General features: G+C 41.9%; 11 protein-coding genes. 5 read left to right on the top strand and 6 right to left on the bottom strand.

Annotated features, from left to right (window positions below; translation table 11 throughout):
* The first annotated feature begins 33 nt into the window (after positions 1-33).
* Both yjjX and yjjG read left to right on the top strand, forming a co-directional pair.
* Positions 34-570: an inosine/xanthosine triphosphatase gene (yjjX, locus tag PP2015_RS02020; protein ID WP_058028685.1), complete on the top strand. Its 537-nt coding sequence runs from the start codon at positions 34-36 to the stop codon at positions 568-570.
* A gap of 7 nt (positions 571-577) precedes the next feature.
* A complete protein-coding gene (gene yjjG, locus PP2015_RS02015) occupies positions 578-1,264 on the top strand; it encodes a pyrimidine 5'-nucleotidase (RefSeq protein ID WP_058028684.1) in 687 nt (228 codons plus the stop codon).
* Between the two features lie 301 nt (positions 1,265-1,565).
* Here yjjG and rlmB read toward each other — a convergent pair whose 3' ends face one another.
* From rlmB to PP2015_RS01990, 5 genes are all read right to left on the bottom strand, one after another.
* Entirely contained in the window at positions 1,566-2,303 is a 738-nt protein-coding gene (gene rlmB, locus PP2015_RS02010; protein ID WP_058028683.1) for a 23S rRNA (guanosine(2251)-2'-O)-methyltransferase RlmB, read from the bottom strand.
* Between the two features lie 5 nt (positions 2,304-2,308).
* On the bottom strand, positions 2,309-4,855 hold the full coding sequence (rnr, locus tag PP2015_RS02005) for a ribonuclease R (protein ID WP_058028682.1): 2,547 nt from the start codon (positions 4,853-4,855) through the stop codon (positions 2,309-2,311).
* A 112-nt stretch (positions 4,856-4,967) separates the two neighbouring features.
* A complete protein-coding gene (locus PP2015_RS02000; protein WP_058028681.1) occupies positions 4,968-7,142 on the bottom strand; it encodes an ATP-binding response regulator in 2,175 nt (724 codons plus the stop codon).
* A 137-nt stretch (positions 7,143-7,279) separates the two neighbouring features.
* Positions 7,280-7,882: a response regulator transcription factor gene (locus PP2015_RS01995; protein WP_058028680.1), complete on the bottom strand. Its 603-nt coding sequence runs from the start codon at positions 7,880-7,882 to the stop codon at positions 7,280-7,282.
* Positions 7,879-8,985, bottom strand: a complete 1,107-nt coding sequence (locus tag PP2015_RS01990) for a sensor histidine kinase (RefSeq protein ID WP_058028679.1) — start codon at positions 8,983-8,985, stop codon at positions 7,879-7,881. The genes PP2015_RS01995 and PP2015_RS01990 overlap by 4 nt, the downstream gene beginning before the upstream one ends.
* Positions 8,986-9,132: 147 nt before the next feature.
* Between PP2015_RS01990 and PP2015_RS01985 the strand changes: the two genes are divergently transcribed.
* From PP2015_RS01985 to PP2015_RS01975, 3 genes are all read left to right on the top strand, one after another.
* Positions 9,133-9,996 (top strand): DMT family transporter, encoded by an 864-nt coding sequence (locus PP2015_RS01985; protein WP_058028678.1) that lies wholly within the window; start codon positions 9,133-9,135, stop codon positions 9,994-9,996.
* Complete coding sequence (locus tag PP2015_RS01980) at positions 9,996-10,688, top strand: glycerophosphodiester phosphodiesterase (protein WP_058028677.1); 693 nt, start codon at positions 9,996-9,998, stop codon at positions 10,686-10,688. The genes PP2015_RS01985 and PP2015_RS01980 overlap by 1 nt, the downstream gene beginning before the upstream one ends.
* Positions 10,689-10,762: 74 nt before the next feature.
* The gene (locus tag PP2015_RS01975) at positions 10,763-11,971 is read left to right on the top strand and encodes a methyl-accepting chemotaxis protein (RefSeq protein WP_058031517.1); all 1,209 of its coding nucleotides are present in this window, start codon (positions 10,763-10,765) and stop codon (positions 11,969-11,971) included.
* A gap of 156 nt (positions 11,972-12,127) precedes the next feature.
* Here the strand turns inward: PP2015_RS01975 and epmA are convergent, their stop codons facing one another.
* A complete protein-coding gene (gene epmA / locus PP2015_RS01970) occupies positions 12,128-13,102 on the bottom strand; it encodes an elongation factor P--(R)-beta-lysine ligase (protein WP_058028676.1) in 975 nt (324 codons plus the stop codon).
* Positions 13,103-13,137 lie beyond the last annotated feature (35 nt).

The raw sequence follows: 13,137 nt of genomic DNA, 5'->3' as shown, positions 1-13,137 counted from the left end.
TAGCTGCTCAATTGATAAAAGGAGCACGGGATAATGCCTTCTTTAAAAATACTTGTTGGCTCACAAAATCCGGTCAAAGTAGCCGCTGCCAAAGAAATTTTCACACAGTACTTTCCTGAGCACACGCTTGATTGCCAAGGTATGCATGCCCCAAGTGGTGTACCCGATCAGCCTTTAGGAGAAAACGATACTCGTATCGGTGCTGAAAACCGCGTTAAACATCTTATAAAACATCATCAGGCAGACTTTTACTGTGCAATGGAAGGCGGTGCAAATCAGTTTAGCTACGGCCCCGCCACCTTTGCTTTTGTGGTTATTTCAAACGGAAAACACACCAGCATTGGTCGGAGTTGCAACTTGCCTCTACCACAATCGGTTTATGATAAATTGCTGGCGGGTGAGGAGTTGGGCCATGTGATGGATGATTTATTCAATACCGAAAACATCAAACAAAAAGGCGGTGCAATTGGTTTACTAACCAATCATCTAGCAACGCGCGAAAGTAGCTATACACAAGCTTTATTACTTGCGATGGCGCCATTTAATCACCCTGAACTCTACAATAAGTGATAGCACGATGCAGTACACACATATTTTATTTGATGCCGACGAAACCCTATTTAGCTTCAACGCCTACCTAGGTTTGAAAACCATGTTATTAAACTATGGTGTTGAATTCAGCGAGAAAGATTATCAGAGTTATAAAGACGATAACGCAGCACTCTGGGTGCAATATCAAAATGGTGAGATTAACGCTGAAACATTGCAAGTCTCTCGCTTCACAAAGTTAGCAGCAGAGCTTAATGTTAATCCTAAAGAATTAAACGACGCATTTTTGGATGCCATGGCGGAGATCTGTCAGCCATTATTAGGTGCTAAAGCCCTGCTTGAATCACTACATGGCAAAGTAAAGCTTGGGATCATCACCAATGGTTTTACCAAATTACAGCAAAAGCGTTTAGCCCATACCGGCTTTGCCGATTACTTTGAAGCTTTGATCATTTCTGAGCAAATAGGCAAGGCTAAGCCGGCACCTGAACCTTTCGCCGCAGCATTAGCAAAACTGGGTAATCCAGATAAAAGTAAAGTGCTAATGGTAGGTGATACTTTAGAAAGCGATGTGCTAGGTGCAAATCGTTTTGGCATAGATAGCTGTTGGTTACAACATGCGGGTGTTGAAGGTAAAGAAGGTATTAAACCAACCTATACGGTTAGCTCCTTGTATGAATTAGCAGAGCTATTAGCAGATAAGATTGTTGCATAGGTAAAGATATAAACACTGCGCGATATAAAATCGCGCCTACAAATCCACTGCAGAAGACTATCTGTAGTCTTGGCTTTATGCCACGCGCAGAAACACAAAAAGTCATTGTCGCCATAAATGACGACCTACATTAGAAATGTGATATAAAATCGCACATACGTTTCTAATGCCTGTTTTAAAATGTAGGTCGAGGCTTTAGCCCGACAAATTATATCGGGATAACTCAAATATTAACGCTACCAATGACGACACAAAAAAAGCACGATACCAATCGTGCTTTTTCATGTGGTTATCTGGCTTATTAAAGACTACGTTGACGTAGCACTTCAAATAAACAAATGCCCGTTGCTACTGATACGTTCAAACTTGATACCGTACCAACCATTGGGATTTTAACTAACACGTCGCAATGCTCGCGCGTTAAGCGGCGCATGCCGTCACCTTCGGCTCCCATAACAATCGCCATCGGGCCTGTTAGATTCGCATCGAACACATGGGTATCGGTTTCACCTGCGGTACCAACTACCCATACACCGGCTTCTTTAATGTCACGTAATGTACGCGCTAGGTTTGTCACTTGAATAAGAGGCACGGTTTCCGCTGCGCCACAAGCAACTTTACGGGCTGTGCCGTTAAGCTTTGCAGACTTATCTTTTGGCACAATCACGCCATGCACACCAGCCGCATCTGCACTACGCAAACATGCACCTAGATTATGTGGATCAGTAACACCATCTAATACTAAAAAGAAAGGCGTTGCTTCACGGGCAATGATCTCATCAAGATCTTTTTCGCTGTACTGACGCGCAGGTTTTACACGTGCCATGATGCCTTGGTGCTGCTCACCATTGGCTTTGTTATCTAATGCTTTACGCTGCATAAATTGCACTGAAATGCCAAATTTACGCGCTTCATTAATTACAGGGTTCAAACGCTTATCTTCACGACCTTTTAATGCAAAGATCTCTAAAAAGCGCTCAGGTTCATTCGCTAAAATTGCTTCGATAGAATGAAAACCAAAAATTAATTCACTGCTCACTGTCTTTATTCTCCTGCGCTCGGTTTATTACGCTTGCGGGCATTTTTACCTGGGCGCGTTTTCTTTGCTTTGGTCTTTTTAGACTTTTTAGCACCCGTTGGGTTATCGAGTGCTGCCTTTTTGGCTTTTTTTAGTTTGCCTTTAGGCGTCGTCTTTTTGCCTTTTTTAGGCTTTTTACCTTGTTCGTTACGTTTTGAGCTGCGCTTGGTATCATGGCTCTCGCCTCGTGTTTCACTCGCTTGCTCACCCGACTTAGTCGATTTACCCGGGATTTTACCTGCTTTAAGCTGCTCTCGCACGCTTGGTTTACGACTCGGTTTATCTGTCGATCGACTTGTTGAAGGCTTAGCTCTTCGGCGCGCATAGCGGTCTTGCACTAACTCACCCGCAAGCACCAGATTGATGCGGCGTTCGTCTAAACTGACTGACGACACTTGTACTTGTAACTTATCACCTAAGCGATAAACCTGATGACTGTGCTCACCCACAAGGCAATGTTTCGCGCCATCAAAATGGAAGAACTCATTACCCAGTGTCGACACATGGATCATGCCATCGATTTGTAACTCATCTAGACGAACGAATAAGCCAAAATTAGTGACAGATGAAACGACACCGCTAAACTCACTGCCAACATGATCTTGCATAAACTCACATTTCAGCCAGTCCGCTACTTCGCGAGTCGCATCGTCTGCACGACGCTCTGTCATTGAACACTGCTCGCCTAGTTGATCGGCTTCATCATTTTCATAGGCATATTCGCCAGATGTTTGCTGACCTTGAGATGCTAAAATAGCTTTGATCGCACGGTGCACAACCAGATCAGGATAACGACGGATTGGCGAAGTAAAATGCGCATAGGCTTTTAATGCCAAACCATAGTGACCGATGTTATCAGGCTGATAAACCGCTTGTTTCATTGAGCGGAGCAACATGGTTTGAATCAGCTCTTGCTCAGGGCGCTCACCCAATTGTGCAAGTGCTTCGGTCAGCTCTAACGGAGATGGATCGTTAGCAAGATTACTTTCAATACCCAAGTCATTTAAAAACTGTCTAAAGTGGCTCAATTTTTCTTGATCAGGCTCGTCATGCACACGATACAGCGCTGGCGCTTCGTGCTTTTCAAGCAGTTTAGCTGCAGCGACGTTTGCTAAGATCATACACTCTTCAATGAGTTTGTGTGCATCGTTACGAACAACAGGCACGATTGATTCAATCTTACGATGTGCATTAAACACAAAGCGTGTCTCAACCGTTTCAAATTCAATCGCCCCGCGCTGCTGACGAGAAGACTTAAGCGCCATATACATTTGATGCAAATCAGTGAGATGCGGCACTTGCTCTGCATATTGCTCACGTAGCGCTTCGTCGCCTTGCAAAATGCTGTGTACTTTGGTGTAAGTTAGTCGAGCATGTGAATTCATCACCGCTTCGTAAAAACGATAACCGGATAAATTACCGGCTTCTGACACAGTAATTTCTGCGACCATACATAAGCGGTCTACTTTCGGATTCAGTGAACACAGGCCATTTGATAACACTTTTGGCAACATGGGGATCACTTGCTCAGGGAAATACACTGAGTTACCACGCTCTATCGCTTCTTTATCAAGCGGGCTGCCTTTTGGCACATAGTGTGAGACATCAGCAATCGCGACCCATAAACGCCAGCCACCTGACTTTTTACGTTCACAATAAACTGCATCATCAAAATCTCGAGCGTCTTCACCATCTATGGTCACTAGCGGTAAATGACGTAAATCGACACGACCTTTTTTATCTGCTTCTTCTACAAATTCGCCATGCTTTGCAACTTGATCGACTACTTTGTCTGGCCATTCATGAGGAATATCGTGATTGCGAAGTGCCACTTCGATTTCCATGCCCGGTGCCATATGGTCACCCAGTACATCAGTCACACGACCTACAGCATTCATTTGACGACTTGGACGCTGCGTGATCTCCACTTGCACCATTTGGTTGTGACGTGCACCGCCTTCGGAGCCTGGCAGAATAATAATATCTTGCGTGATCCTTGGATCTTCTGGCACTACCACTGCAGAGCCATACTCAACGAAATAACGCCCTATAATAGGCGCGCGCTCACTCTCTAACACACGAACAATACGCGCTTCGACTTTACCACCACTGCCGCGACTGGCTGCTTTTGCAAGTACGATATCGCCGTGTAGTACCGAGTTCATCTGGTGCTTAGCAATAAACCAATCTTTTGGCTCACCCTCAACGACTAAAAAACCAAACCCATCACGATGCCCAATCACACGACCTTTCACTAATCCATCATCAGTTGGGATCACATAACGTTTAAATTTATTAAAATGCAGCTGACCGTCACGCTCCATTGCACGCAAGCGACGCTTAAATGCAATTTGACGGTCTTCTTCAAATACATTCAAACTGCTACAAAGATGGCTAAACGTCGTGGCTTTCGCTGGGGCTTTTTTGATGTGCTCTAAAATAAACTCGCGGCTTGGTACCGGGTTATCATATTTTTCTTGCTCTCGTTGGAGATGGGGATCCTGTTTTGTCATTCACTGCTATTTTCAAATAAAGTTACCTTTATTCTAACGCACTTCTGAATAATGACCTAACTATCAAGATGAAGCTTTTATAAACAATTTCTTTTTTCGAGAAATATTTTTATTATGCTGTGAATTGTTTTTGATAGTTTTGCAACGCAAGGGCGTTTTGCTTTGCATAATGATGTAAAGCACGCCAGTCAATCACTTGTTTTGCTTGCACAGCCTGTTTTGTCTCTTCAAGCGCCTGAGCAAGTGCTTTTAACCCCATCTCAATGCACTCTTGTGTCAAAGTTTGCAATTTCACTTCCAATTGATCGATCGCTTGAATGTCTGCCAAACCTTGTAACTGAGCAAACTCATAATCAAAGGTATCTGCCAAATACATCAATTTCGTATTTAAAAAATGACTGTCAAATTGCTGATTCAAACGATGTATTAAGGCTTCGTCTAATAACTGCAAAGGATTTATTTGTGTTGTCTGTGCAGTGCCTACATGCTCTAAAACAGATAACAATGTCGAACCTGATACTGGCTTTTCTAAACAATAAGCAATACCTTGTTGTAAATACCTTTGTTGTGCCTGTTCATCGGCATCTCCTGTTAACGCAATAACAGTTGGTGCTTGTGCTGGTTCAAATTGGCTTTGTAAACTTTGCCACCATTCAAGGCCATGGCCATCAGGCAAATGCATATCTAATAAAATCACATCAAACTGCTTATCAGCTATATAGCCACTCGCATCCTTAAGTGTTCTAACATACTCACATTGCATCTTAGTATCTTGCAGGTAGTGCTTTAGCACTTCTTGGTTCAACAAGTTATCTTCAACAATAAGAATACGATTCGATGCAAGTTGCTCAGGCGATTTCATTTTTTCTTCACCTAATTGAGACACAGGTGCATCACAGCTTGATAAAACTAAATCAAAAGTAAACACTGTGCCTTTACTCAACTCACTGCTCACTTCTAATTCTCCACCTAAGTTTTCGACTAATTGCTTACTTAAACTCAAGCCGAAACCTGCACTATTACTTATATTATGCTCAAATTGGCTGCTTGCGAACGGCTCGAAAATATAATCCAGCGCATTTTTGCTTAGTCCAACCCCTGTGTCTGAAACTGAGAACCTAACGACTTGCAGGGTATAGTCCTCTTTCACCTGCTGCTCATGTAGACTTGCAGATAAAATTACCTCACCATAATCGGTATATTTAATCGCATTTGAGACGAGATTTTTTAAAACCAATGGTAAAGATTCTTTATCAGTCAGAAAATAAAGCTCACTCAAACGCTCATCAATACGAAGTTTAAAGTCCAAATCTTTATTTTTAGCTAGCGGTAATAATAGTTCATGCACAGAATGAGCTTGCTCAGCAAGATTTGTCGGCTGAAGTTGTGAGCTAACTTGCTCTCCTTTTGCCTGCAGTAAAACTTGATTAGCCAGATCTGACAACGAAAGCGCAGCTTCACTAATCACATCGCACAATTGTGCATGCTTTTGCGGTTCGCGCGGAATGCGCTTTAACATATCTGCATGACCGACAATTGCATTTAATGGTGTTCTTAATTCATGGCTGAGCATGGTTAAGAAGCGTCCCTTTAATAAGCTTGCTTGCTTATTTTTTTGCGCAAGAACCGCCATTTTTTCAAGTTGCTGTGCACCACATAAAAGGCTAAAAGCCACACATAAAATAATTGGTAAGCACACAGTTGCTGCAATTACTAACACTTGAGCAGTATTTAAACTAGTCAACACAACGGTCTTTGGCTGCGCGTCTAATGTTAATAGGTGAATTGATAAAACGGCAAACACACACAAACATGATACCAAAAAGCCCCATCGCGATAAGTTAGTACGCTGATGTTGGCTAGGAGCACAAATCATCAATGAGCGAATTGATAGTCCCATAGCAACCGATACCAAAGAGTAGGACGCGATATAGCGCATCGCTCTATTCGAATCAACAAAGCTAAACCAACTACTCAATGCAAAGTAAATAACACCTATAACAACCCACAACCTATAGGAGTGCGCTAATCTAAAGAACTTTTCAGTACCGTTTACAAAGAAATAAAAAGAAGCGAATAAACTTGTTAAAGCGATAAAAGTAATGATTTCTGGTTGATAGCTAATGCCAATTAAGAGCAAACAGGTCAGTGCCATCAACTGCATAGAGTACATCCATTGCTTTACGCCATCGGCACTCTGATACATGAACCAATTCAGGGTCATTACACCGGCAGAAATGATCGCTGTTAGCGACATAATTGGCATCGCGAAATGTAGCTCTTGCATAATCCACTTATTTTGAACTAAGAAATTAGGATGAGTTTAATATTTAAAAATATGATTTTAAAGCTTTTTAATAGAGTAAACACATTACTCTAGATGACTTTTATTCATCTTTTAACAACGCTGTACATCGTCAATAATTATAGCCAGCCTTTTTGTCTAGCTATTCGGGCCGCGTCAACACGGTTTGTTGCATTTAACTTTGCAATCGCTTCTGACAAATAATTTCGAATTGTGCCTTCACTCAAGAACAGTTTTTCTGCAATTTCCGCTGTTTTTAATCCATCGCTGGCAAAACGTAATGCTTTACGTTCTTTCTCAGTGAGAGGATCTCTGTCTTCTAAAGCGCTCATTGCCAACTCAGGGTCAATTACTTTTTGTCCTACCATGACTTTTTTAAGGGTGTTTACTAAATACTCGCTGGGCGCTTCTTTAAGCACAAAACCTTTCACCCCCATAGACATAGCCCTTCTGATATACCCAGCTCTAGAAAAGGTAGTCATAATAACCACTTTGCAGTCTGTAAATCTTTCTATGACTTGCTCAGCAAGTTCGAGCCCTGTCATATTTGGCATTTCAATATCAGTCAACACAATGTCAATATCTTGCTCGTGAAGTACTTTCAAACCTTCTAAGCCATCTTGTGCTTGCGCAACAACTTCTATTTGTACATCTAATCCAAGTAAAGCACTGATAGCCCCTCGGACTAACCCTTGATCTTCGACCACTAGCACTTTGATCATACAATGCGCTCCTTAAATTGAATATTAATGGCCATACCTGAATCAGTGCAAATGTCGCACTGTCCCTGAAGTGTCGCTACTCTGTCTTTGATCCCTTCGACGCCATTTCCGCATTGGTATTTTTTAACGATACCATCATCTTGGATCAACAACTCCACAACCCCATTATGGGAACTTACATGTAATTTAACATACTTTCCTTTGCTATGGCGGATAATATTAGTCACCGCCTCTTTAAAAATAAAACACAAATTAGATTCTTGTTCTGCACTTAATGAAACACGCTCAATTGATTGCTCAACAATAAAACCCGCATCTTGCAAGCGAGTAACTAACACATCTATCTGTGCATAGAAGCCTACTTGCTTTAATCCTGAAACTGCTTGGCGCACTTCACTTAATAAATCTCGAGCTAATTGCGCAACTTGCTCTGACTCTTGTGAAGCCTGCGCATTAGCTCCTGCCGCTGTTAATTTACTGGCAAGCTCTGCTTTAAGTGCAATAGATGAAAGAGAGTGGCCTAATAGATCATGTAAGTCTCTAGCTATACGTTCTCGCTCAGCAATCGCACCTAACTGCTCTATTTGCTGTTGATCTTTTTCTTGCTGGTCACGATAAAGTCGCTCTCTTTGCTCCATCATGCCAAAAATAAACAAGCCGATACTGACAATCGCAGCAGGAGAAACAAAATAGAGTGATTTCACAGGCACAAATAACAATGCACTAATAATAATTACCACCAGCAATGCTGCCATCATCATGAAACTTTGCTTTCGGCGATAATTAAAACCACAGAAAAAGCCAATAAAGCCAAATAAAGAATGAGTACCATAGGTCACATATGTACCTAAACAACAGAGTAAAGCCATAGCCGCCAAGCTAGGAGTGACCGACTCACCTTTTTTATAAAGTGCAATACCATATAAAAAGACAAATAACGCATAGATAGCTAGCTGTGCCGCGATATCGCTCAAAGATAACTCTTGCCAATTAGTCAGCAAGGGAAAAAAGAAAAAGCTTGAGAAAAACAGCGGCCCCCAATTCCAAAACTTTTTCTTAGGGTGAGCCAGCGCCATGTTGTGAGGTTTATTAAGCAAGTTCATCTCTTTTCCAAATCAAATCATCAATTATGGTATTAGGCTAAATATAATAGGTACATATACTTATCATAGACTAACTGCTATTCATAATTTGTTTAGTGACAAGTGTCATCAATGATAGACTCGGAAAAAAGACAATACGATATATTCATGCGCTCAGAACAATCAGCTCTTATTCAGCTACATACTGCGGTACTGCTGTTCGGCGGTACTGCGCTGTTTTCTAAACTCATAGGCTTATCAGCGCTTGATATCACGGTGTACCGTACAGCTATCGCCTTTATTGCCCTCGTTTGTTTACTCAAATTTCAAGGCAAAGCCATCGCCCTAAATCACAAAAAAGATTACGGTATTGCCATAATTTTAGGCATTGTGGTTGGGTTACACTGGGTTACTTATTTTGCTGGCATGCAATTAGCTGGCATTGCAACTGGCATCATCGCTTTCTTTACCTACCCGGTGATCACGGTCTTCTTAGAGCCCTTTTTCAATAAACAGAAACTTAAAAGCAAAGACATCATCAGTGCCATAACCGTTTTATTCGGGATTTATTTATTGGTACCAGAGGCCAGTTTGGGGAATGACGTGACGCTAGGAATAATCACAGGTGTATTCTCTGGGCTGTTATTTGCATTAAGAAACCTATTACAAAAACAATACTTCTCAAGCTATGGCGGTCCTCAAACCATGCTCTACCAAACCATAGTAGCTTGTTTAATGTTATGTGCCTTCGTTGATGTTGGGCCGACAGACTTGCCCGAACAAGATATATGGTTACTGTTATTGGCTGGTATTATTTTTACCGCAGCGCCGCATGCACTATTTGCAAGCAGTTTAAGGTTCTTATCTGCAACTACAGCCGGGTTAATTTCTTGTTTACAACCCTTGTACGGCACCGTATTGGCTTTTATGCTATTGTCAGAACAGCCAAATATGATGACCTTAATCGGCGGTTTACTGGTCGTCAGTGCAGCCTGTTTTGAAACTTGGTCAATCACAAGGAAAAAAGCCTAATGCAAATATTTGCGCACCGAGGTGCAAGTGGTAATTATCCTGAAAATACAACTTTAGCCATTACTGCTGCTTTGCAAGCACAAGTCGATGGCATAGAGCTCGATGTTCAAAGTTGTGCCGATGATTTTGTCATTATTCATGACTCTTGGTTAGACCGTACAACGAATGGTCAGGGACGAGTCGTCGATACACCATTCTCTGAAATTAACACTCTTGACGCTGGCGATGGCCAAAAAGTTCTTAACTTGCAGCAAGTGCTTGAGTTAATAAACACTCAAACTCAAATCAATCTTGAGCTAAAACATACTTTTGGCCTGGATAAACTAGTCAGTACGCTCGAGAAAAACGTAGCTGAGGGCATCATTGAGCGTGAGCAACTGCTCATCTCTTCATTTGATCACCATCAGCTAAAGTGGCTTAAACAAAACCTGCCTTGGGTAAAAATAGGTGCTTTAACCGCGTCTATTCCCCTTAACTACGCTTACTTTGCAGAAAATCTCCATGCTTACAGCGTTCATCTAGATAAAAATTTTATTAATCATGAGTTTGTCGCTGATGCAAAGCAAAGAGGGCTAAAGGTGATGACCTATACGGTCGATAAACAACAAGAAATAGAAGAAATGCAGCGCTTAGGTGTTGATGGGATTTTTAGTAACTTTCCATGTTACGCAAAAATGATTTTGTCGCGATAATGCAAGAAATCCCTAGTATGTTCTAAGATTAAAAGAAAATGGCGACAATTAAGAGCCAAAATATGAGTCTATACATGAGTTTATATAATCAAATTGAACAGAGTTTCTTTTTTACTCTCTCTAGAAAGATATTCGGTAACCTAAGCTTTTTGTTTGCTTTTCAGCTCATCACTTTATTTTGGCTGTATGCTGAGCTAACAGAAGATAGTCAAGGCACAGGTCTATTTTGGCTAATGTCACTTGGCGCCATAGGTGGCTTTATCTTTACGCTATTCTATATGCGTTTTTTAATAGTTCGCCCGATAAAAGCTATGCGCGATACGTTGGAACAAATAAATAGAGATGATGGCAACCTTGAGGCTAAGTTACCGCAATTTACCTACGATGAATTTAGAGAAGTAAGCGAACAATATAATCATTTTACCAGTCGTTTGAGTGAGTTACTTAACACAACTTATCGCAGTGCAGAAGTTGCAGCTAACTCTAACCAAGAAGTCACTCGCTCAATGCAACAAACTTCTGAATTGGGTGCACAACAAATTTCTAGTAGCGACTCAATCATTGCTGCCAGTGACCAAGTTACACATAGCCTACAAAGCATTGTTGGTAATACTGATAATGTATATCAAGCCAACACCGAAAGCCTGCACTTTGTTCGTGGATCATCGCAGTCTTTGTCTACTTTAGTAGGCGAAATTCAGCATATTACGCAATTGCTTGGTAATTTCGCAAACACTGTCGCTGGGTTAAAAGAGAACAGTGACAATATACGTAGCATTCTCAAAATGGTTGAAGAGTTTTCTGATCAAACTAACTTACTGGCACTGAATGCTGCCATCGAAGCAGCTCGTGCAGGCGAAGCTGGTCGAGGTTTTGCGGTGGTTGCGGATGAAGTACGCAACTTATCAGTTAAAGTAAACGATGCGACTCGTCAAATCAGTGACTTCATTAACCAAATGGATGTGCTAGTCGGTGAAACACATCAAGAGTCACAACAACTTATTAATCATTCGGGTGCTGCAGAAAAAGCCATCAGCGAAACATCTGGTGGATTTGCTAGCATGTGTGACGACTTTGAGCATAACCAAACACAGCTCGAAGCCATCGTCGGTGAAGTGCATCAACTTGAAACAACGCAAAACCACACTCATCAAACGGTGCTCAATATTGTTGAACTAGCGCAACAAGCAAAACAGCAAATTGATGCGGCTTCAGAGCAGTGCCAACAAGCTCAAAAGCTCACCCAAACGACGCAAGATGAATTACGCCGCTTCGTGAGGTAAGAAGAAGTAGCTTTATATATTCCCTATAGATTTCAAATTATACCGAGGCGGCAAGCAAGTGAGTTCATGAGCATAGGTATCTATGTGATTGAACTCGGACTGGCGCTCCAAAATACAACTTAGCCAACAAAGGTAAGGTTTGAAAGATGGCGGGGATTAGGCACGTGTGACATCGAAGGCTATCACCTCTTTAATTGACGACTTATCCGTCGCTAACATCACTAACCTGTCAATGCCTAGCGCCACACCCGAACATTGTGGTAAACCATGTGCGAGCGCCGCTAAAAAGCGCTCATCTGCAGCCACTTCTGGCAAGCCCATTTGCACCCTTAACTGGTTATCTTCCGCAAAACGCGCTGCTTGCTCTTTGCTATCCGTGAGTTCATTGAAGCCATTGGCCAATTCCATGCCTTTAAAATACAACTCAAAGCGCCCTGCTACGCGAGTGTCATCTGGATTTAATTGCGCCAATGCCGCTTGCGAGGCTGGAAAGTGATACACAAAGCAAGGCGCTTCAATACCTATTTTTGGCTCGACTTCCATACAGAATAACAACTGTAACAACGTGTCTTTGTGTGTTTCATTTGCAGCAATATCGCCATAGCCTTTTTCTGTTGCGAGTCGCTGTAGCTCGCTCAATGTTGCTTCAAGTGGATCTAGCCCTAATACATCAATAAAGATTTGTTGATAACTCACTGAGGTGGCTTTTTTGCAGTTTAAAATCAACTGCATCAACTCATCAATCTCGTTCATTAGATCAAATTCATCAAATCCAGGACGATACCATTCCAACATAGTAAATTCAGGATTGTGATGACGACCCGATTCTTCGTTACGAAATGCTTTGGCTAATTGATAAATGGCGCCACTGCCAGCGGCAAGTAAGCGCTTCATGGCAAACTCAGGAGAGGTTTGCATGTATAAAGGCAAACCTTCGGCATTGCCTGGGCCCACAAACTCAGTCGCAAAAGTCGCTAGATGAACATCTGTCACACTGGCAGCTGATAAGCTTGGCGTTTCTACTTCCATCACATCACGCTCGGCAAAAAACTGACGAATTTTCGCAATAATTACCGCACGCTGTTTGAGTGTTTGAATATCCGCACTCGGTGCCCAGTTAATTTCAGACATACTATCTAACTCTTTCAAAAATTCATTTTAACCAT

Origin of the sequence: Pseudoalteromonas phenolica (assembly GCF_001444405.1) — a bacterium.
Taxonomy (GTDB): Bacteria; Pseudomonadota; Gammaproteobacteria; order Enterobacterales; family Alteromonadaceae; genus Pseudoalteromonas; species Pseudoalteromonas phenolica.
This window is presented reverse-complemented; position numbering and strand designations above follow the sequence as displayed.

Coding starts and splice junctions, on each gene's coding strand:
- epmA (WP_058028676.1), bottom strand. CDS start 13,102: ATGTCTGAAATTAACTGGGCACCGAGTGCGGATATTCAAACACTCAAA.
- yjjG (WP_058028684.1), top strand. CDS start 578: ATGCAGTACACACATATTTTATTTGATGCCGACGAAACCCTATTTAGC.
- PP2015_RS01985 (WP_058028678.1), top strand. CDS start 9,133: ATGCGCTCAGAACAATCAGCTCTTATTCAGCTACATACTGCGGTACTG.
- PP2015_RS02000 (WP_058028681.1), bottom strand. CDS start 7,142: ATGCAAGAGCTACATTTCGCGATGCCAATTATGTCGCTAACAGCGATC.
- rnr (WP_058028682.1), bottom strand. CDS start 4,855: ATGACAAAACAGGATCCCCATCTCCAACGAGAGCAAGAAAAATATGAT.
- PP2015_RS01975 (WP_058031517.1), top strand. CDS start 10,763: ATGAGTTTATATAATCAAATTGAACAGAGTTTCTTTTTTACTCTCTCT.
- yjjX (WP_058028685.1), top strand. CDS start 34: ATGCCTTCTTTAAAAATACTTGTTGGCTCACAAAATCCGGTCAAAGTA.
- PP2015_RS01990 (WP_058028679.1), bottom strand. CDS start 8,985: ATGAACTTGCTTAATAAACCTCACAACATGGCGCTGGCTCACCCTAAG.
- PP2015_RS01980 (WP_058028677.1), top strand. CDS start 9,996: ATGCAAATATTTGCGCACCGAGGTGCAAGTGGTAATTATCCTGAAAAT.
- PP2015_RS01995 (WP_058028680.1), bottom strand. CDS start 7,882: ATGATCAAAGTGCTAGTGGTCGAAGATCAAGGGTTAGTCCGAGGGGCT.